The following is a 20,266-nucleotide window of genomic DNA, read 5'->3' on the forward strand; positions in this document are numbered from 1 at the left end:
TGCTAAACAGTTAAGGCCAAACCAGCGGATCTTAAAACCGCAGGCGGGCCATGCTCAGGAGGTCGTGGTACTGCCCGTCGGTAAAGCCGGCCTTCACATGCCGGCCTTCGACCTCAAAGCCGTGGCTTTTGTAGAGACGGAGGGCGGGTTCGTTGTCGGCATAGACGGTCAATTCGACCCGCTTCAGGGCGCGCCAGTTGTCGGCTACGTCAAGCAGCGCGCCAAGTATGGCGGAGCCGATACCTTTGCCGACAAAGGCATCGTCAAGGCCGATATTGATCTCGCCGATATGCGAACGGCGCGGCGAACCCTGCACGACCAGGCTGCCATGGCCGACGACCTTGCCGTCCAGCTCGGCAACGATCCAGGTGGTTTCCTGGCCGGACTTGGCGATACGCCGCGCCACCTGCTCCACCATCTCGAAAGGCATCCTGAGCGTGCCCCAGCGGAAGCCCGGCATGTTGAAGATAGCGCAAAGCGCCTCCGCATCGCTTGGCCGGACGGACCGGAGCTGCGGCTGGATTTTCTCGGAGGGTGGCGAGGTCGTGCTGGTCATGGCGTTCCCGGCGAAGGCAATCGGCCCGGTACGATGCACCGGACGTCACCTGAAAATCCAGCCGTCTCTGCAACCTATGATGCCGATTGTGAGCTAAAATACCGGGAGGCGGCGTAGAGTTTGAAGACGCCGCTGATGCCGATCCAACCGAAAAGGACGAGCCAGCACAATGTCCCGGTCGCCGTCCAGTCGATCCGGTGCACCGCAGCGTCGGTGATGGCGACGCCGAGGATGGCAAGCAGGCCAACCAGAAACTGCGCCAAGCCGAGCACCAGCAGTTCCTCGCGCGGCGCGCTTCTCCAGACCAGATATATACCGCCCGCACCGGCGAGGAAGATGGCGCTGTAGACCTGAGCGTGGAAGGCATCGATCGGCCATGGCCAGATGCCACTGAATGTCAGGGGAAACAGCAACAGGCCGACGCCATAGAGCCCAAGGATCGCGGATTCCGCCGGCATGTAGCCGCGCCATGCGGGATTTAAGGTCACGCCTTTTGCAGAAGGACGGGCCCTGGCCCGCCACAGGAACAGCCCGGATACCGCGACCGAAGCAAGATAGACCAAAAACCACAGCCAGGGCGCTTTGCGCTCGAAGTTGAAATAACCGAGATTGATGAACGAAGCCACCGATACGATGACTGTGAAGATGAAGGCCATGACGAGCACGAGCCTGCCGGGCGACCAGCGATTCCAGACCAGCAGCGCCGCCATCACGACCATTTCGGCGGTGTAGAAGCCACCGAGGAAGCGCGCATTGAACGGCGTGACGGCCCAAGGCCAGCCCGGTTTGACCAGAACAGGCACGAAAAACAGGCCGGCGCCTACGATCAGGACGATGATGACCACCGCAGAGAAAAGGCGCAGGGCCGCGGGAAATGGCGGGTTGTTGGATGTCGGCATGGGAGAAAATCCCAAAGATGAATGCTCCATGGACCATCATAGTGCTGCTTGCGGCCGGTGAAAATCCGCCGAATGGAATTTGGACGGTCACCAGGCTTATCCATTCGAATGGCCGTACGATCTGTTTCGAAGTAAGATGGAGCACTCGGACCAAAGACCGGTCCGGTCAACACGCCTCGGGGCGCATTTTCCGGAACCTGCACGATGAACGAAGCTCAGGATCTGTTCTCGCTTCTGCGACAATCGGCCGATGTCGATCCACAGGCGATCGACGCGATCAAGCGAACCATCGCGGAGGGCGAGGACCGCGAACTTTGCCGCATCAATGCGCCAGCCTTCGCCAGCAAGCATGGCCTCGACGAGGAGCGCGCCATAAGCGCCTTTCTCCATGCGGCGCGGGTGGGCATCTTCGACATTTCCTGGAATGTTCTGTGCCCCGGCTGTGGCGGCGTGCTCGACACCAACGCCACGCTGAAAACCCTGCAGAAGGACGAATACACCTGCGCGCTGTGCTCCGAGGGCTATTCGCCCACCCTCGACGAGATGGTCGAGGTGACATTCACCGTCAGTCCCCGCGTGCGCAGGATTGCCGCCCACAATCCACACGAATTGCCGGTGGCGGAATATTTCCGCCAGATCTACTGGGCGTCCGGCGTCGATCTGCCGGAAGAGGATTTCGCGGAAAAGATGGAAGCGTTCTCGCTGGAGGATATCGAGCTTGCGCCCGGTGAAAAGGCGGTTCTGCCCATACAGCTTCCGTCCGAATTCATCATCGTCTTCGAGCCGGTCACCCATTCAGCGCAGTTCATCGACGGGAAGGGCGAACCAACAAAGGAGCGCCGGAGCCTCTCTTTGGCCTTCGACCGCGACCATGTCCAGAACCAGACGCTGGAGATGCAACCCGGCCCGTTGCGCATTTCGCTGGAAAACAGGACCGACACCCGCGTGCTGCCGACGGTCTTCATAGCCGGCCAGGCATTGCATGATTTCCTGGGAAAACGCCGGCCCTTCCTGACCGCCAAGCGCCTGCTCACCAACCAGACATTCCGCGATTTCTATCGCACGGATACACTCGACATTAACCAGCGCCTGAAGATCACCAGCCTGACGTTCCTGTTCACCGACCTGCGCGGATCGACCGAGCTTTACGAGCGGGTGGGCGACCTTTCAGCCTTCGATCTCGTGCGCGTGCATTTCCAGGTTCTGCACGAGATCGTCGCAGCGGAGGCAGGCGCGGTGGTGAAGACGATCGGTGATGCGGTGATGGCGACCTTCGCGACGCCTGATCGTGCGATTGCTGCCGCCCTCAGGATGCGCGATGCCATGCGTACGCTCAACGACAAGAGCGGGCGCGAGGATCTGCTGCTCAAGATCGGAGTCCACGCCGGCCCCTGCATTGCTGTGTCTATGAACGACCGACAGGACTATTTCGGCCAGACGGTCAACATTGCTTCGCGGGTCCAGAACCTTGCCAACGCACAGGCGATCTTCGCCACTCGGGCGGTGGTCGACGACAATCTCACCGCCGATCTGTTGCACAGGAAGGCGCTGACGCCCGTGCCCCACGAGGTCTCGCTGCGCGGCATTGAGCGGGAGATAGCAGTATATACGATCCCCTGAAGGCTTGGCCCCTGAAGATTTGGATCGTCTCGGCCCCTCACACGCGCCTACAGATAAAATAACGATCGGCGGGCACCGAAGGCGGCGGCGGGAGGCGTTGCAACTGCGGATGATCTAGCGGCATGCCGCTGACCGCGATGCCGCCGACGCGAAGCAGGCGCGCGGTCAGATCGGGAAGCCAGGTAAGGGTCACTGCATCGCGATCTTCATAGCCAGTGCCGATGTCGGCATGAACAAGAGCGGCGTCGATGCCAATGAACCTGCTCGCGGTCTCGCGTATTTCGCCGAGCACGAGATTTTCCGCTTCGGGAATTGAGCTGGCGTGTGCGGCAAGTGCGCGGTCGAACGCTACGATCCGGCGTCCGGGCAGGCGCTCGCGCAGATGGTGGAACGTCCGGCCATTGCCGAGGCCGAGCTCGAGCACGGGCCCCTCCATTTTCGCCACCTCGGCGCAGACATGATCGAGTATGTCGCGCTGTGCGGTCATCCTCCGGATGAAACTGTCGAGGCGACTCATGTGCGATTGTATGTCCTGAACCAGTCCACGAAATCAACTGCCCCCGACCAGAGCGTTTCGCGGCTGAAACCCGACGCCGACGTGTTAAACCCAGATCGAGTCTTGCCGAGGCGAACGATGAACATTGCAACAAGCGAACAGGCCGCTGACAAGGACCATACCGGGTCGAGTCGGCGGCACGGCGCGCGGCGGAATAGCGATCTCACTTGTAGGGGTCTGCGGCGTCCCGCAAGCCGTCGCCGAGGAAGTTGAACGCCAAGATGACGAGAATGACGGGGAGCATCGGCAAAAGCAGCCATGGATAGAACGCGATGACGCTGACGCTGCGCGCCTCGGTGAGCAGGATGCCCCAGCTGGTTATCGGCGCCCTCAGGCCGAGCCCGAGGAAGCTCAGCGCCGTCTCGCCCAGGATCATGCCGGGTATGGAGATCGTCGCCGTCGCGATCAGATGCGACATGAAGCCGGGAATGAGATGCCGCCCGATGATGCGGCTGCTTCTGGCGCCCATCAATTGCGCGGCCAGAACGTAATCCTCCTCGCGCAAGGCTAGAAGCTTTGAACGCACGGCCCGCGCCAGTCCGGTCCAGTCGAGCAGCCCGAGGATGACGGTGATGCCGAAATAGATCAGGATCGGACTCCAGGTTATCGGCATGATCGCCGCCAGAGCCAGCCATAGCGGAATGCTGGGGATCGATTGCAGAACTTCGATTATCCGTTGAACGATCAGGTCGAAGATACCGCCGTGATAGCCGGCCAGTCCGCCGATGACAATGCCGAGCAGGAAGCTGAAACTGATGCCGACGAGGCCGATTGTCAGTGAAATGCGTGCACCATAGATGATGCGCGAGAGCACATCGCGCCCCAGCCTGTCAGTGCCCGCCAGAAAGAGCTGGCCGTTTTCGGCAGGACAGACAAAATGCCTGTCACCTTCGATCAGGCCCCAGAACCGGTAACTGTCGCCCTTGCAGAAGAAACGGATCCGCTGAACATCATCCTGTTTCTCGATGTAGTTCCGCTTGAGCGTGTCCATATCCAGCGTCATCTGACGGCCATAGACGAACGGCCCGACGAGCTGGCCGTTGTGGAACAGGTGCACCCGCTGCGGCGGTGAATAGATGTAGTCCATGTTGCGCGTGTGCAGATTGTAGGGCGCCAGGAACTCGCAGATCAGTATCCCGAAATAAAGCGCCGCCAGGAATATGCCGGATATGACGGCAAGCCGGTGCTTCCGGAATTTCCACCACATCAGCCGCAACTGCGACGCCTGAAAGACCTTCGACTGCTCCGGCGTCATCACCTCGACCGACTGCAGGTCAAAGGGCGCGATGGAAACGTAGTGTTGCAGTGGGGCACCCGGAGCGGGCAGCGGCGATTGCGTGTTCATTTGGTGCTGCCGCCTTGCAAACGAATTCGCGGATCAAGTAGCGCCAGCGCCAGGTCGGAAATCAGGACGCCGATGACCGTCAGGAAGGCGAGGAACATCAGGAACGACCCTGCCAGATACATGTCCTGGCTTTGGAGCGCCTTGATCAGCATCGGCCCGGTCGTTTCCAAAGACAGCACGATCGCCGTGATTTCGGCGCCGGAGATGATGGCCGGCAGGATAGAGCCGATGTCTGAAATGAAGAAATTGAGCGCCATGCGCAGCGGATATTTGACCAGCGCCCTGAAGGGATGAAGGCCTTTGGCGCGCGCGGTCACGACATATTGCTTATGTAGCTCATCGAGCAGATTGGCGCGCAGCCGCCGGATCATACTTGCCGTGCCCCCGGTGCCGATGATCAAGACCGGGATCCAGAGATGGGCGAGGATCGACTTCGCCTTGGCCCAGCTCATCGGCTCGCCGAGATATTGCTGGTCCATGAGATGGCCGATGGACGTGCCGAACCAGATGTTGGCGAAATACATCAGGATCAGCGCCAGCATGAAGTTCGGAATGGCAAGGCCGAGAAGGCCGAACAAAGTCAGGCCGTAGTCGCCCCAGCTGTATTGATGCGTGGCGGAGTACATGCCGATCGGAAAGGCTATGAGCCAGGTAAAGATGATCGTGACGAAGGAAACCAGCACGGTCAGCCACATTCGGTCCCCGACGACGTCGCGAACCGGCAGCTCATATTCGAAGGAATAGCCGAAATCGCCGTGCAGCATCCCGCCGACCCAGTAGAAGTAGCGAATGACCGGTGGCTGGTCGAAACCATATTCCTTGCGCATCATCTCGATGCGATCGGAATCCACCGCTTCGCCCTGAGCCCGAAGCTCGGCAACATAGCTGTCGAAATAGTCGCCTGGTGGAAGTTCGATGATCGTGAACACCAGTGCCGATATGACCAGCAGCGTTGGAACCATCACGGCGATGCGCCAGACAAAATATCGAAGCACGCTCAGGACTCTCCAAGCCAGAATGTATCCGGCATGTAGACACCGAAATAGGCGGTCGGGTCGTAGCCGTAGAGCGCCTTGTCAGGCAGATTGCGCAGCCGCGAGGACGCCAGAATCGGCTGATGCGTTCCGTTCACCGTGCCGATCGAAAACACCTGATCGGTATAGATCGACAGCATTGAATTCCAGATTTCGGCGCGCTCCGTGGCTTCGGTCGATGCGTTCCAGCGCTTGAGTAAAGCCATCAACTCGACCACAGGCGGAAGATCGGGCGCTTCACCGACCTTGCCATGAGACAAGTAGTGAGCACCCCAGAGCGGCCATTGCAGCTGGTCGTCGACGGTGGGGGCCAGTTGGTACGGGTTCATGTCGGCGGTCGGTACGCCATTGTCGATTCCCGACCACATCGACATCACGATCTGGCCACCAAGCGCGCGGCTGCGGAAGATGTCGCGCTGCGAAGTCCGGATGAACAGGGCGATGCCGATCTTGCGCCAGTGATCGGTGATGAGCTCGAGCGCGTCGGTTTCCAGCGTGCTTTCGCCGGCCGTTTCCACTACGAGCTGCGCCGGGCGTCCGTCGGGAAGTATCCGCAGGCCGTCATCGTCACGCGCCTGAAGCCCGACCTCGTCGAGCAGGGCATTGGCCTGGTCGGGATCATGGGCGACCCAGGCTTTCGCGAATTCCGGCCGGTAGAGCGGGCTCTCCGGCAGGACCGTATCGGCACTTTCCTGCGCCAATCCGTAGAACACAGCCAAATTGATCTCGCGCCTGTCCACAGCGAGCGAAAGTGCGCGGCGCACTCGCACGTCACGAAAAAGGCCACGCCACACCTGGTCGGCACAATTCAGATTGGGCAGCAGCGCCAGCCGCGAACCCTGTGTGCGTTTCCAGAGATGCATCTTCACCGGGTAGCGCTTCTCCGCGTCTTTCAGGAAGGAGTAATCGCTGAAGTCAATTCCCATGCATTGCAGGTCGCTCTCGCCCGCACCGGTCTTGGCGGAGATGATCGCCGACGAGCTGACATTCATGACGATCCGGTCAACATAGGGCAGTTGCCGGCCATTCTCGTCTATTCGATGAAAGAACGGGTTGCGCTCGAAGACGAATTGCTCGGCCGGCGGCTTGGTCCGGTTCTGCCAGGGATCGAGCGTCGGCAGTTCCGGGTTCTCCGGGCGATACTGCCGCGACATGCGGATATGCAGGAGCGTCCATTTCTGGGCCCGATTCTCCTTCATTAGGCCGGCGAGCCGGAATGGATCCTGGTATTTCTTGTGGAACTGCTTGAGATAGGCGGCTGGCAGAACAAGCGATATCGGCGAAGCAGCGGCGAGCTTGGGCAGGAAGTCGGGATTGGGCGCATCCCAACTATAGCGGACCGTCGACGGATCGACGATCTCGAAGCGTGGCGGCTTGCCGTCCGCCAGCAGGGCCGGGGCGAGCCCGCCTTGCGAAAGCTCATCGTTCAGCCAGACATCTTGCCAGCAATAGCGAAAATCCTCCGGCGTCAGCAGGCTACCGTCAGACCATTTATGCCCTTCCCGTATCTTGAAAGTGAAGACACGATCATCCGCAACATCGAAACTTTCGAGAATGTCGGCTTGCAAGTTAAGCTTTTCGTCATAGCCGACCAGGCGAGCGTACCCGTAGATCGTCATCATCCGGATATCTTTCTGGCTGCCGATGATCGTGCGCAGCGTGCCGCCATATTGGCCGGGCTGCCGGCCCATCGCAGCGAGATTCAACGCGCGCGGGCGCTTGGGCAGACGTTCGGCGAGTGCCGGCAGCGCCCCGGCCTTCAGCTGTGGCTGAAGAAATTCCGGCTCCAGATCGCCGGCACGCAACGTGCCCGGCAGAAATGCCGAAGCCATGAGTCCAAGGATGGTGCGCCGGCTGATCAATGGCGTAGCTCGCTGACATCGGCCGAACGTCGGGCCAGCACGAGGTGGCCGCCGCCAAGATCGAGCGGCGACAGCATATCCTCGTTGCCCTCGTCGCGGAATTGCGGTCCCCATGCGCTGGTGTCGGAAGCGCCGCTGAGCTTCAGCGTCTTGAAATCCATCGGCCTGTCGAGATCGGGGAAAGGTACTGCGGCGACCAGTGAGCGCGTGTAGGGGTGGACCGGTTTCCTAAGCAGAATTTCGCGCGGCGCGAGCTCGACGATACGCCCGCCGCACATCACCGCGATGCGGTCTGCCATGTAGTCCACCACCGCCAGGTTGTGGGATATGAACAGGTAGGTCAGGCCCAGTTCCTTCTGCAGGTCCTTCAGAAGGTTCAGGATCTGCGCCTGGACAGAGACATCGAGCGCCGAAACCGGCTCGTCGCAGATCAGGAGTTCAGGCCCCAGCGCCAACGCGCGCGCGATGCCGATACGCTGACGCTGCCCGCCGGAGAAACTGTGCGGATAACGCTTGATGAAGCGCGGATCGAGCCCGATTGCCTGCATCAGGCTCTTGACCGTGGCGAGTCGGGACGCGGCATTGCCGCGTTGATGGATTTCCAGTGGCTCGCTCAAGATGTTCTCCACCGTCATGCGAGGTGAAAGCGACGAAACCGGATCCTGAAAGACCATCTGGATTTTCGCGCGCAACAGGCGCAGCGCGTCTCCCTCGGCTTCCAAGACGTCGATCGGACCATCGCGGCCGTTAAAGATCACAGAGCCGCCGCTAGGGGTGACAGCCCGCATGAGGATCTTGCTGACGGTGGTTTTGCCGGAGCCGCTTTCGCCGACAAGACCCAGGCACTCACCCCGCCTGATATCAAAGCTCACGCCGTCCACGGCGCGAACAGAGGTTTGATGATCTCCGCCGAACCATCCGGACTTGCGGATCGTGAAGGTCTTTGTCAGATCCTTGACCGACAGCAGGAGGTCGTCCGGCCCCTTCGATGCCGGCGCCGTCTGCTTGCCGAGCAGGTTCTCGACATTCACCGGCACCTCGCGGAGCGCCTGTAGCCTTTCGCCAGGCTTTAGGTCGAAATGCGGAACGGCTGCCATCAGGCCCTTCAGGTAAGGGTGGCCTGGCCGGCGGAATATCGCCTCCACGGGTCCCGCTTCCATGATGTCGCCATGGTACATGACCACCACCTCGTCGGCTACATTGGCGACTACGCCAAGGTCGTGCGTGATCAGCAGCATCGCCATGTTCAGCTTCGTCTGAAGCTCGCGCAGCAATTGCAGGATTTGCGCCTGGATGGTGACGTCCAACGCCGTCGTCGGCTCGTCGGCGATCAACAGGGCGGGCCGGCAGATAAGCGCCATGGCGATCATTGCGCGTTGACGCAATCCTCCCGAAAGTTCAAAGGGATACATGTCATAGGCGCGCTTGGGGTTGGGAAAGCCGACAAGTCCGAGCATTTCCTCGGTCAGCGCCTTGCGCTTCACCCGAGCCATGGGCGTATGAATCTGCAGGGATTCGCTCACCTGATTGCCGATCGTATGCAGCGGCGACAGTGATGTCATCGGCTCCTGAAATATTTTGCCGATGCGGCTGCCTCTCAACGCCCGGATTTCGGGTCCGTCACGCGGCATTTGCAGGATATCCTGCGTCGTGCCGGGCTTTTCAGGATCGGAAAACAGGATACGGCCGCGAACATGGGCTGTGTTCGGCAAAATGCCCATCACTGCCTGGCTGAGAACCGATTTTCCGGAACCGGACTCGCCCACAAGCGCGGTAACCTTGCCGGGCAGGACGCGAAGATTTGCACGCCTGACAGCATGCAACGGTCCCCCTATAATGGCAAAAGAGATGCCAACATCCTCGATCCGCAGCAGATCAACGCCCAAATTCATTCTCACACCAGCCCCCACTCTGGCACGTCCAGAAGGCGAGACTAACGCATTGCCAGCCTAGAGCAACTTGGATTCGAACAGTCGCCAGTTCCCTGGCGGAACCGGCGACCGGACTGCATACCAAACGCGTTCGGATCAGATCGTGGCGGTTACTGGAGCTTCCTCGGGTCGCCCGCCGACAGCCGCGCGGCATCGCGATGAAGCAGCATGACCTGCTCGGCGTCCGATATTCGGTCGTAAATCGGCTCCAGCGCACCGTCTTCATCGAGTGCAAGAGCACCCGACAAATCGGGTGAAAGCACCGTCAGCTTCTGCTTGATGCCCGCCAGTTCCTCCTTGCCGAGCGTCACCCAGTTGTTGGCGCTGCAATAGCCGGCGAAATCTTCGCTGGCGAGAACGCTGTGCGAATATTTCTTAGTCAGGGTCTGAAGGCGCTGGACCTCGTTTACAGCCGAGCCGAAGACAGAGAATGTGAGCCGGTCGGAAAGCCCGACATTGCCGAACATCACATTGCCGACATGCAGGCCGATGCCGAATTTAATGTCGCCCAACCGCTGCTCCTTTCTGCGCAGATTGAGATCCATCATGCGCGCGGTGGCCTTGTGCGCTGCCGCAAGGGCAGCCCGGCAGGCGATCTCGGACTGCGCACGGTGCCTTTCGCAAGGGTAGACAGCAATGAAGCCATCCCCCAGGAAACTCATGATCTGCCCGCCTCTGCGATTGAAAGGTGCAGCAATGGCATCGAAAAACTGGTTCAGCGTATCGATATAGATTTCGCGGCCGGAGGTTTCGGCAAGCCTTGTCGACCCGCGCATATCGGCCATGACCAGTGCAGCCCGGATTGTGTCGCCCTCGCCGCGCTTGATCTGGCCGTCCAGCACCCGCCTGCCGGCGTCGCCGCCGAGATAAGTGGTCATCATGTTGTCGGCGAGCTTGGTGAGCACCGCCATCTTGGTTGCGATAGCGAGATGGTTCTGGATCCGCAGCAGCGCCGAAATCATGTTGTCACTGAAGCCTGCAGCACTGTCGGTGGACCAAGACCCGATCATGCCCTGACTGGTGTTGCCGCTGAAGGGATGGACGAAAGCCATGTAATCGGTGACGCCCATAAGCTTGAGGTCATCGAAAACAGGAAATTCAGACGGCACCGACGGGTCGAGCCGGCGCCGCAGATGGTCGAGTTTGTGGCTGAGCAGATGGTAGTATGGGCTGGTCAGGAATCTGTCGGAAGGAACGCCGTCGTCATGACGGAAGCCTTCTACTTCCAAGCCCTGGCCGCGGAGCCAGGTGAAGCCAAGCGCGTCATAAAGCGGATGAAGCATCGAAAAGCTCAAATGCACCCGCCTCAACGGCAGGCCGGCAGCAGCCAGCCGTTCACAAAAGCCCTTTACCAATGTTTCCAGGTCGTCGCCCGCCAGCGCCGATTGGGTCAGCCAATCGGCAACCTTATCCATGAGAATGGCAGAAATTTCTGCTTGCGCTGTGCTCATGCTATCTCGAAATCTCCTTGATCCGCCACAAATTCGCCGGCTCGGACGCCGTCAGGCCTTCACCACCGTCTCTCGGGTTAGCCCGAGGCGGCCAAAAACATTGCGTGTGTCGACGATCAGAAGAGCGTGATCCGCGATCGCCTGATAGTCAATCGCGTCGTGGTCGGTTGCAACGACGACAGCATCGAAATCCTTCAAGGCCGCCTCGGTCAATTCGACCGAGCGACGCCCCTTGATCGCCATATGCTCCCGTGTGGTCGGGATCTCCGTAACATGCGGATCGTGGAATTCCGCCTTGCCGCCCCATTCCTCGATGAGTTCAATGAGCCGCAATGAGGGGCTTTCGCGGATGTCGGGCACATTCTTCTTATAGGCGAGCCCGATGATGAGAATGCGCGAGCGGCTGAGCGCCTTGCCGCAGCGCCGGTCCAGCGCCTTCGCCAGTTCATCGACCACATGACGCGGCATAGCCGTGTTGATCTCTGCCGCCAGCTCGATGAAGCGGGTCGGCAGTTCATATTCGCGCGCCTTCCACGTCAGGTAGAAGGGATCGATCGGAACGCAGTGGCCGCCAAGTCCGGGGCCGGGATAGAAAGGCATGTAGCCGAAGGGCTTGCTCTTTGCCGCCTCGATCACCTCCCAGATGTCTATGCCCATCGCACCGAGCACGACCTTCAACTCGTTGACCAGGGCTATGTTGACCGAGCGGAAGATGTTTTCCGTCAGCTTGACCGCCTCGGCGGTCGCCGTGGTGGAAACCGGAACAACGGTCTTGACCACGCCCTGGTAGAAAGCCTGAACGAGTGTCGCCGCTTCAATGCCGTCGCCTGCCACGATCTTGGGGATCGTCGCGACTTCAAAGCTTCGGTTGCCGGGATCCTCGCGTTCGGGCGAGAAGCCGAGGAAGAAATCTATCTTCGACCGCAAGCCGGTTTCTTCCAGTATGGGCTTGATCACGTCGTCGGTGGTGCCGGGATAGGTGGTCGATTCCAGCACGATCAGCTGGCCGAGACGCAGATGCTTCGCGATGGTGCCTGCCGTGTTCCTGACAAAGGAGAGGTCCGGCTCACGGTTTTTCGTCAGCGGTGTCGGAACGCAGATGATGATGACATCGCAGACGGCCAGTTCAGCAAAATCCGCAGTGGCGCGGAACCGTCCGCTCGCCACCTGGCCGGCAAGGGCTGTCGAGGTCACCGCCTCGATATAGGATTGGCCGTTGTTCAGGCTCTCGACCTTCTGGGCTTCGACGTCGAAGCCGGAAACCGGGAAGCCGGCGCGTGCGATCGCAACCGCCAGCGGCAGCCCGACATACCCCAGTCCGATCACGCCGACTTGCGCGGCGCGCGTCGAAATCCGGTTCAGAAGACGGTCATATGTCGATCGTGAGGCGTCCAAAAATCTGCTTTCCCTTAATTCGGACAGACCGTCCGCTTCCATGGCGAGGCTCACTTGGTCCCAAGAACCCCGAGGCATATTGCGGAAAATCGATGTCCGCAAGCTGTCAGACCGGCACCTTCGCCTTCAGGCTTGCTGCAGCCATCGCATAGCCGCCGGCGGCGCCATCGATGAAATGAACGTGATCGCGCTGCAGCGGCGAGGCGACGAGGCATGTCATCAAGGCCGATTTCTGGCGGTGCAGGCCATAGTTGCAGATGCCCGCCTCTTCCGCCTGTTTCAGCCGGTTCTCGATCCGTTGCAACACATCCGCGTCAACGTCGATGGTCATCTTCAAGCCGTCGTCGAACTTCCGGAAATCCGAATTGCTGGCCACGTCGCGTTTGTAGATCTTCGGATCGAATTTGCCGATCGTCCAGCCATATCTATCGGTAACAGCCGTAAGCGTCATCAGGAACACTATCCACAGCTTCGACAGCCATCGCCGTCCTGCCGGCGCCGTGGCGCGCGCCTCGATATCGAGGCCGGCGGGCAGCAAACTGTAGTCCGGTCCGTTCACCGGCACCGGGTGGCCATCGCGTTCCTGCCTGCCGGCAAGGGCGATGATGTCGGAAACCAGAAACTGAAAATCGCGCACGTCGCGCGACGCCCCCGGTATGGCTATGATCGAGACGATTTCGCCATGCCGGGCTTCGATCGGGTTCCAGCGGCACGAGAGGCCGGTCAGATCCGGCCGCGCGCCGGCCGGCGCAGGATCGATGCGGTAGCGCCCCGCTTTCATCTCGGCTTCCGCCCAACTGCCGCCACCGCCGGCGAACATGGCATAGAAGACCGCTTCGGAGGCCTGGAACCTCGCCACGCGAACGTCGAGGCCTTGCGCTCTGATATCCTTTATCGGCACGATTGCGGCACGCAAGGTCAGGTCGAGTTCGTCCGCCACCCATCTCTGGACAGCCGCCAGCGCGTTGCGGGTGATCTCCAGCGCCGAGCCGGGAAATGCCACGAGCGCGCCGTCGCCGCCGAAGACAAACGGAAGATCTTGCCGACCCAGCGCATTGAGCAGCGCCGAAATGACGCTGGCACCGGCCATATTGACGGTTTTATAGCGCCCAGCCCCGATCGCCTTGGTCGAGCCGACGATGTCGGCGGTGGCCAGCGCCCAGCCATCGGGGAGAGGCCGATAGTTATCGATATCGGCAACGCTTTCGAACTTTGCGAAGACCGGCAGGGAAGCGACAAACGGATCGGACGCGGCAGCTGTTTCCATGAGCATCAGATAGCACATTCCACTGCTTGAAGGTGAAGTCGATCATGCTTCGAAATTGACTTGCGCAGGCTTTCCGATGATAGGGTCCGGCGATGCGAATTGCCTTCTACGCGCCGCTGAAGTCGCCCAATCATCCCGTTGCCTCCGGCGACCGCCAGATGGCACGGATGCTGGTCAAGGCGCTGGAGCATGGAGGGCATAGCGTCGAACTAGCATCCGAATTACGCTTCTATCTACGCGAACCGGATTCGAAAAGTTTCGACGCGCTCAAGATCGAGGCCCGGGAGGAAGCCGCGCGGCTGGCAAGGCTTTGGGATCGTGACGGCAAGCCCGATCTGTGGTTCACCTATCATCCCTATTACAAGGCGCCCGACCTGATCGGGCCCGAGCTGGCGTTGGCCTTTGGTGTCCCCTATGTGACAGCGGAAGCCTCCTATTCGAGGCGGCGCAACACCGGCTTGTGGGCCGATATACAAGCGTTGGTGGCGCGAGCCGTCGAACAGGCAGCGCTGAACATCTGCTTCACGCAAAGGGATCGTCAGGGACTGGCAGATGCGATTCCCGACGCCGCTTTCGGCATGCTTTCGCCCTTCATCGACACATCGGTATTCCGGGAAACGCCGGCACGGAGTTGTCCGACGCGCCTCGTTACCGTCGCCATGATGCGCCCGGGCGACAAAGTCGAAAGCTATCGCATGCTGGCGCAAGCGCTCGGTCCGATCGGCCACCTGCCCTGGACCATGTTGGTCGTCGGGGATGGGCCTGCCCGTGACGAGGTCAAAGCGCAATTCGCCGGCTTGCCCGCCGCCCGTATCGAATGGCTTGGCGCGATTGAGCCAGCCGCCGTGCCGGATGTCCTCTACAGTGGGGGAATTTACGTCTGGCCGGGTTGCGGCGAGGCCTATGGCATTGCCTATCTTGAAGCACAGGCCGCCGGCCTTCCGGTGGTGGCTCAGGACATCGCCGGCGTGCCGGAGGTCGTGCGGGATGGCCAGACCGGGTTTCTCACCCCGCCGGGCGATGTTGCGGCGTTCGCTTCTGCCATTGAAAGGCTTCTGGCCCGTAACGACGAAAGAACCATCATGGCCGCGGAAGCCAGACGTTTCATCCTCGAAGAACGTTCCCTCGGTGCTGCAGTGGCGCGGCTGGCCGAACTCCTTGCGAAGATCCCGGTTTCATGACACCCGATCAGATCTGGCAGCCCTTGGTGGAAGAACTGGCGTGCCGGCAACGGGCAGACCGCAAGGCAGAGTTCTGGCTGCGCGACGATGACGCCGTGGGTCCGACGCCTGCGCTTGATCGGCTGCTCGACCTCACCGGTGAATTCGCGGTTCCGGTGACTCTGGCCGTCATTCCGGCCCTGACTGATGAGAAGCTTGCCGTCCGGCTTGACGAGGCGCCGCATGCCACGGTCGCCATCCATGGCTGGGCGCACCGAAATCATGCCACCGAGGACCAGAAAAAGCAGGAGCTCGGCGCGCATCGGCCACGCGAGGCGGTGCTCAATGATCTGGCTCGCGGGCTGTCGCACGTAACCGGCCTGCACGGCGCACGTACCGTTCCGATGCTGGTGCCACCCTGGAACAGGATTGACGCCGGCTTGGTATCCGACCTTGGATCGATAGGATTTGCGGCATTGTCGGTCTATGGGCCGCCGAGGCGCGCTTCACTGGCGGTCATCAACAGCAATGTCGACATCATGGATTGGCATGGCACGCGCGGCTGCCGCGATCACGGCCTATTGGTTCAGGCTATCATCGCGCAATTGCAGCATGCATTCGATGGCGGCGAACCGGTCGGTCTGCTCACCCACCATCTCGTACATGATGAATCGGCCTGGCTTTTCCTCGAACGGCTGTTCACCGTCACCGCACGGACTGAAGCCTGCGCATGGCTTCCGATCAGGACATTGATCGAGCGCAGCGCCGGTAGAGCAATTCCAGGAAAAGTGTGAACGGTTTTCCGTCCGGAATTGCGTCAAAACAAAGAGATAGAGCGCTTCGCCGTTTCTGTGAAACGGTGAAGCGCTCTAGAGGAAAATAGCTCAGCGCTTTTTGCGCAATGAGACTGGAAGTTTGAGCGTCTGGCCATCCCGCGCGGCAAAAGCGCCGGTAAACCTGTCCTTGGCCAGTTTCTCGATCTTGTCCAGTTCCTTGTCGGTGCGTGTCGGATCGTGGTGAAACAGCGCAAGCCCCCGCGCACCGGCCGCCTCACAGAGCTTGACGCCCTGTTGCCATGTCGAGTGCCCGTAACCGCGGCGGCGTTCCATTTCCTCCTCGGTGTAGGTGCAATCGTAAATGACGAGGTCGGCATCTTCGATCAGGCCGAGCACCGTCTGATCGAGTTTGTCCGGCTCGTGCTCAGTGTCTGTGATCACCGCCACGACGCGGCCGCCCCATTCGACCCGGTAGCCTATGCAGCCGCCCGGATGGATAAGACTGCCGGTTCGGACCACCACCCCTTCGCGCGGGCGAAGCACGTCTCCGGATACGAAATCGCGATAGTCGAGGCTTGCCTTGCTGATCTCCAGTTTCACCGGAAACCACGGCGGCCGCATGAACTCATCGACCATCTGCCGGGTGGTCATGTGTCCTGCAAGATGCCCGGACCAAAGCGTAACCTTGGCGCCCCGGTCATAGATCGGCGCAAAAGACGGCAGCCCGATGATGTGATCGTAATGGCAATGGGTGAAAAGCAGGTCGAAATCGGTGACGCCCAACGCCTGAAGCGCCGCGCCGGCAGGCCGTAGGCCAGAGCCTGCGTCGAACAGAAGCGTATGCTTACCGCATCGCATCTCGACGCAGATTGAGTTGCCGCCATAGCGAGAGAATTCTGGCCCTGATACCGAAATGCTGCCGCGGACACCCCAAAACCTGACCAGGAAAACGTTGTCGTCCATGCTACCCCTTCGCCCATCATATCCAAACAACTGCTGCTAGGCGAGACAGGCTTTCTCCGGGTGATCTTCTCAGCGAGAGGACAGTGCCGTCACGACGGCGAGGATCGAGCGCACGTCCTTCGTTATTTGGCGCTTCGTGCGTCGATCAGATCCGCGGTTGTATGGCTTAGGCGATCGGCAAGAACCCGCAATATCTCGATGGTCATTTCCGGGAACTCCCTCATAAGCCTCAGGAAATGATCCTTGCGGATTCTCAGGACTTCCAGCGGACTTGCCGCTCTGACGGTGGCAGTGCGGGAGCTGTTGCACAATATGGCGATCTCGCCAACGATCGAATTTGGCTCCAGTTCGGCAACTTTTATCGGTCCGCTGTCGGAATCGACAAGAATATCCGCCCTGCCTGAAAGGATGACATAGGCGGCGTCTCCCTCGTCGCCCTGCCGGAAAAGGATCTGGCCGGCGCTGTAGCTCACACGATCGGATGTGAACGCAAGCAGCTTGAGCTTTGTCGGCTCGATGGCAGAGAACAAGGGAACGCGTTGCAGCATTCCAACTTCATCCTTGAGCAGCATTGTCGCAAACCTTCCAAAATTCGCGTTTGCCAGACTAGAGCAACGGACGCCCAGATGGAATCAATTCTCTTTTCGAGACGGCGAGACAAACCACGCGAAAGGTGGCGAGCCCGATGTCGTGCACCGGCAGAATGATCCCATCTGAATGTCCGTTGCTCTATGACAACAGTTCCTTGAAGATACCGTTCCCTGCCAAAAGTGTCTCGTGTGTTCCGTCTTCCGCCAATTGACCTGAGTCGAAGACGATAACGCGATCGAACATCATCGCCATTGCCGGATTCGTCACGACCCACACAATTGCCGGCGAATGGCCGTCGCGCCTGGCTTCCTCGAGCACGTTTCGCAGCACCTTATCCTGCATGCGCTGGTCGAGCGCCGAAAGTGGCCGGTTGAGAATGAGAAAATCGGGACGCTTGAGCAGGGCCCGGGCAACATCGAGCTTCTGTCGCTGTCCACCGGTCAGCCGCCTGCCGCCGGAGCCGACGTTGAAGTCCAGGCCGACATCCAGAAGTTCGGCATAAAGCCCCAGTTCGTCAAGAATGTCATAGACGATGGAGCGTATGCGGTCCGGTGCGTCGGGATGGTTGTTGCCCACACGCCCGAACAGGACGTTATCCATGACGGTGGCCGCGGCAATGTATTTGGCAGGGTCATACCGTTCGACCGCATTTTGCAGTTCGGGCGGCAGGTTTTCATAGAACCGGCTGCGTGCAGCGACGATCTTGCTCATCAGCTCGTCGCTCAGCAGGCCGAAGCGATGCCGGGGCTCGATGTAGGCAAAGCTCAAGGTGACGATCATGGCGCGATCGTTCTCTGAAACCGCCTCGTGAGGACGGTTCTTGAGCCGTTGTAGCAAGGTTTCGTAGGCGGGTATCTCCTCGGCGCTCATGAAGGCGAGCTGCTGGAAGAACTGGTGATCGGGCGGCAGGTCGGCAAACAGCTCGATCGCCTGTTTGGCGATCTCCAAGCCCATTTCGTAGAGCGTGCGGTCGAGGCCGGCTTGCCTCAGCACAGAAGCAAAATAGGGATTGGCCGCCAGGGCCCTGTCGGCCAGTTCGGGGCCGGCGGCAGCGCCGAAGAGCAGGTTTTGGCCGATCGTTGCTTCCTTGTTGTAGGCGCCCGGTTCGAAAGGAACCACCAGTCCGCTCAGCCCCTCTTGTTCCAGCCGGGTTCGCAGCGCCGCACGCAGTTCAACGATCCGCCTGGCAAGCTCCGTGTGACGCGTGAGGTCGGCCGAAGAGCGCAAGCCGAGATCCAGAATGTCGCGCGACAGAACAACCGCGTCGAGCACCCGGCGCACGGCTTCAAAGAGGTCGTGCGGGCCGGTAGCCCCGGCGGAAGCATAGTTGATCCAGTCGCTGTGGATATCGAGATCCGGATTGCCCGACCGGCGCGCCTCGTGGATATTCCAGCGGTGCTGGTCTGCCGCGGCACCGTCATAAGGCACCGATGTCAGCGGCGCATGCTTCAACCCGTAGAGCAGGTTGTCGCGGAGGCTTGCCTGGAACAGGAAAACATCCGACGAGGCATAGGACATGCGCCGGCCGGTCACTGCCTCGGGAAGTTCAAGCAGGTCGTCGGTGCCCGAAGCGACCCTTCCGCTGTCCGGCCAGTTCAGCCGCGCGAAGGCTTCTGCAAGCGCCTCCGCTCCACCTGTTGCGGTACTGACCAGCGCCACCGTCTCACCCGGCTTGACCTGGAGGGAGATACGGTTGAGGAGCATTGCACCGCCATCGTCTGCTATAGACAGATTGATCGCCGATAGGGGATTGGTCATCGGATCAGGATCGTCGATCGTCAATGCCCCGATTTTCGGCGCGATGAGACCCTCGACGGTGAACTGTTCAACGACCTGTTGATATTTGACCTGGACATCCTGCCGATCCTGATCCCAGTCGATCAGTTCCTTCATCGGTCCCGGCAGGTCCTTGTAGGCGCCGATCACGGCCACGAGCTGGCCGACGTCCAGCCTCCCCTGGATGACCAGATACCCGCCGATCATATAGAACAGAAAGGGCGTGAGCTGCGCGAGAAAATTGTTGAGGAACTTCACCATGAATTTCCATTGGTAAAGATCGAAGCGGATCTTGAAGATGAGCCCGAGCCGGGCAGCTATGTCGGCGCGCTCGTAGTTTGATGTATCGTGGACGTGAACCGCGCCGATGCCGTCGACGATTTCGCCAACCCGGCCCGAAAGCGCGCGCGCCGTCAACTGCCGTTGGCGCCCGAGCACGATCAGCCGCCGCCGCATTCGCGGGATGAGTACGATCTGGATCACCACGATCACGACCGCTATCATTCCGAGCCAGACGTTCTGGATCATGATGAACAGCATGGCCGTCAGCGCCTGGCCGCCGAGCAGTACCGGCTGCAGGAAGGCGTCGCCGATGAAGCCGCCCAGCGGCTCTACCTCGTCCTTCACCATGGTCGCCACTTCGGCGGATTTCACCCGCTTGAAGTAGACCGGCGGAAAACGCAGCACACGGTCCACCAGATCGAAGCGGATACGTCGCAGCATGCGTTCGCCGAGGCGGCCCTTGTAGGTGTTGATGTAGAATTTGAACAGGCCGTTGATGACGACTAGCAAGAGGAACACAAGGCTCAGGGCAAACAGGGTCTCCTTGCGGTCGAGCTGAAAACCGGAGAAGAACTGGACCTCTCCAATGAACGGCAGGTTATAGTGTAGCCTCATGAATGGCTGGGTCGCGCCCGGTTGCTCGAAGCCCCTACCTTGGATCGGGCCGTTGACGATCAGCTTCGGTAGGTCGAAGGACATGAAATACGGGACCATCGAAAGCACGACGATCATCAATATCCAGAGCTGCTGCTTCTTGGTGTGCGTCCAGATATAGCGGGCTAGGCTGGGTTCCATATGCGAC

Annotated in this window: 16 protein-coding genes; 3 read left to right on the plus strand and 13 right to left on the minus strand. The window is 60.3% G+C overall.

Features of this window, described 5'->3' with window-relative positions; translation table 11 throughout:
- Positions 1–31: 31 nt before the first annotated feature.
- Together NKH01_RS12990 and NKH01_RS12995 are read right to left on the minus strand one after the other, a co-directional pair.
- Positions 32–556 (minus strand): GNAT family N-acetyltransferase, encoded by a 525-nt coding sequence (locus tag NKH01_RS12990; protein ID WP_023716519.1) that lies wholly within the window; start codon positions 554–556, stop codon positions 32–34.
- Between the two features lie 74 nt (positions 557–630).
- Positions 631–1,455 (minus strand): hypothetical protein, encoded by an 825-nt coding sequence (locus NKH01_RS12995; protein ID WP_352482324.1) that lies wholly within the window; start codon positions 1,453–1,455, stop codon positions 631–633.
- A gap of 204 nt (positions 1,456–1,659) precedes the next feature.
- Here NKH01_RS12995 and NKH01_RS13000 point away from each other — a divergent pair, with 204 nt between their 5' ends.
- Positions 1,660–3,075, plus strand: coding sequence for an adenylate/guanylate cyclase domain-containing protein (locus NKH01_RS13000; RefSeq protein ID WP_353020396.1), 1,416 nt, complete (start codon positions 1,660–1,662; stop codon positions 3,073–3,075).
- 37 nt (positions 3,076–3,112) lie between these two features.
- Here the strand turns inward: NKH01_RS13000 and NKH01_RS13005 are convergent, their stop codons facing one another.
- The 8 genes from NKH01_RS13005 to NKH01_RS13040 form a co-directional block, all read right to left on the minus strand.
- A complete protein-coding gene (locus NKH01_RS13005) occupies positions 3,113–3,592 on the minus strand; it encodes a class I SAM-dependent methyltransferase (protein ID WP_352493870.1) in 480 nt (159 codons plus the stop codon).
- Between the two features lie 202 nt (positions 3,593–3,794).
- Positions 3,795–4,976, minus strand: coding sequence for an ABC transporter permease (locus NKH01_RS13010; protein WP_352482321.1), 1,182 nt, complete (start codon positions 4,974–4,976; stop codon positions 3,795–3,797).
- Positions 4,973–5,971: an ABC transporter permease gene (locus tag NKH01_RS13015; RefSeq protein WP_023716523.1), complete on the minus strand. Its 999-nt coding sequence runs from the start codon at positions 5,969–5,971 to the stop codon at positions 4,973–4,975. The genes NKH01_RS13010 and NKH01_RS13015 overlap by 4 nt, the downstream gene beginning before the upstream one ends.
- 2 nt (positions 5,972–5,973) lie before the next feature.
- Positions 5,974–7,872, minus strand: coding sequence for an ABC transporter substrate-binding protein (locus tag NKH01_RS13020; protein ID WP_353020399.1), 1,899 nt, complete (start codon positions 7,870–7,872; stop codon positions 5,974–5,976).
- Positions 7,869–9,764 carry an ABC transporter ATP-binding protein gene (locus tag NKH01_RS13025; RefSeq protein WP_353020401.1) on the minus strand — a complete coding sequence of 632 codons (1,896 nt, stop codon included), beginning with the start codon at positions 9,762–9,764 and terminating at the stop codon, positions 7,869–7,871. The genes NKH01_RS13020 and NKH01_RS13025 overlap by 4 nt, the downstream gene beginning before the upstream one ends.
- Before the next feature lie 149 nt (positions 9,765–9,913).
- Entirely contained in the window at positions 9,914–11,254 is a 1,341-nt protein-coding gene (locus tag NKH01_RS13030) for an adenylate/guanylate cyclase domain-containing protein (RefSeq protein WP_353020403.1), read from the minus strand.
- Positions 11,255–11,305: 51 nt separating this feature from the next.
- Positions 11,306–12,649, minus strand: a complete 1,344-nt coding sequence (locus tag NKH01_RS13035; RefSeq protein ID WP_031193288.1) for a nucleotide sugar dehydrogenase — start codon at positions 12,647–12,649, stop codon at positions 11,306–11,308.
- Positions 12,650–12,755: 106 nt separating this feature from the next.
- Entirely contained in the window at positions 12,756–13,916 is a 1,161-nt protein-coding gene (locus NKH01_RS13040) for a DUF3095 domain-containing protein (RefSeq protein WP_352791329.1), read from the minus strand.
- 92 nt (positions 13,917–14,008) lie between these two features.
- On the opposite strand from NKH01_RS13040, the gene NKH01_RS13045 reads away from it, so the two are divergent.
- Positions 14,009–15,097, plus strand: a complete 1,089-nt coding sequence (locus NKH01_RS13045; protein ID WP_023716529.1) for a glycosyltransferase family 4 protein — start codon at positions 14,009–14,011, stop codon at positions 15,095–15,097.
- Complete coding sequence (locus NKH01_RS13050; protein ID WP_353020405.1) at positions 15,094–15,870, plus strand: polysaccharide deacetylase family protein; 777 nt, start codon at positions 15,094–15,096, stop codon at positions 15,868–15,870. The genes NKH01_RS13045 and NKH01_RS13050 overlap by 4 nt, the downstream gene beginning before the upstream one ends.
- Positions 15,871–15,960: 90 nt before the next feature.
- On the opposite strand, the gene NKH01_RS13055 is transcribed toward NKH01_RS13050, so the two are convergent.
- The 3 genes from NKH01_RS13055 to NKH01_RS13065 all read right to left on the minus strand — a co-directional run bounded on the left by NKH01_RS13055 (position 15,961) and on the right by NKH01_RS13065 (position 20,259).
- Positions 15,961–16,815, minus strand: a complete 855-nt coding sequence (locus NKH01_RS13055; protein WP_352715985.1) for an MBL fold metallo-hydrolase — start codon at positions 16,813–16,815, stop codon at positions 15,961–15,963.
- 122 nt (positions 16,816–16,937) lie between these two features.
- Complete coding sequence (locus NKH01_RS13060; protein ID WP_254023581.1) at positions 16,938–17,387, minus strand: cyclic nucleotide-binding domain-containing protein; 450 nt, start codon at positions 17,385–17,387, stop codon at positions 16,938–16,940.
- Between the two features lie 157 nt (positions 17,388–17,544).
- Positions 17,545–20,259 carry an ABC transporter transmembrane domain-containing protein gene (locus tag NKH01_RS13065; protein WP_352638886.1) on the minus strand — a complete coding sequence of 905 codons (2,715 nt, stop codon included), beginning with the start codon at positions 20,257–20,259 and terminating at the stop codon, positions 17,545–17,547.
- Positions 20,260–20,266: the final 7 nt, after the last annotated feature.

Source organism: Mesorhizobium sp. M1403 (assembly GCF_040317695.1).
Lineage (GTDB): Bacteria > Pseudomonadota > Alphaproteobacteria > Rhizobiales > Rhizobiaceae > Mesorhizobium.

Coding starts and splice junctions, on each gene's coding strand:
- NKH01_RS12990 (WP_023716519.1), bottom strand. CDS start 556: ATGACCAGCACGACCTCGCCACCCTCCGAGAAAATCCAGCCGCAGCTC.
- NKH01_RS12995 (WP_352482324.1), bottom strand. CDS start 1,455: ATGCCGACATCCAACAACCCGCCATTTCCCGCGGCCCTGCGCCTTTTC.
- NKH01_RS13000 (WP_353020396.1), top strand. CDS start 1,660: ATGAACGAAGCTCAGGATCTGTTCTCGCTTCTGCGACAATCGGCCGAT.
- NKH01_RS13005 (WP_352493870.1), bottom strand. CDS start 3,592: ATGAGTCGCCTCGACAGTTTCATCCGGAGGATGACCGCACAGCGCGAC.
- NKH01_RS13010 (WP_352482321.1), bottom strand. CDS start 4,976: ATGAACACGCAATCGCCGCTGCCCGCTCCGGGTGCCCCACTGCAACAC.
- NKH01_RS13025 (WP_353020401.1), bottom strand. CDS start 9,764: ATGAATTTGGGCGTTGATCTGCTGCGGATCGAGGATGTTGGCATCTCT.
- NKH01_RS13030 (WP_353020403.1), bottom strand. CDS start 11,254: ATGAGCACAGCGCAAGCAGAAATTTCTGCCATTCTCATGGATAAGGTT.
- NKH01_RS13040 (WP_352791329.1), bottom strand. CDS start 13,916: ATGGAAACAGCTGCCGCGTCCGATCCGTTTGTCGCTTCCCTGCCGGTC.
- NKH01_RS13045 (WP_023716529.1), top strand. CDS start 14,009: ATGCGAATTGCCTTCTACGCGCCGCTGAAGTCGCCCAATCATCCCGTT.
- NKH01_RS13050 (WP_353020405.1), top strand. CDS start 15,094: ATGACACCCGATCAGATCTGGCAGCCCTTGGTGGAAGAACTGGCGTGC.
- NKH01_RS13055 (WP_352715985.1), bottom strand. CDS start 16,815: ATGGACGACAACGTTTTCCTGGTCAGGTTTTGGGGTGTCCGCGGCAGC.
- NKH01_RS13060 (WP_254023581.1), bottom strand. CDS start 17,387: ATGCTGCTCAAGGATGAAGTTGGAATGCTGCAACGCGTTCCCTTGTTC.
- NKH01_RS13065 (WP_352638886.1), bottom strand. CDS start 20,259: ATGGAACCCAGCCTAGCCCGCTATATCTGGACGCACACCAAGAAGCAG.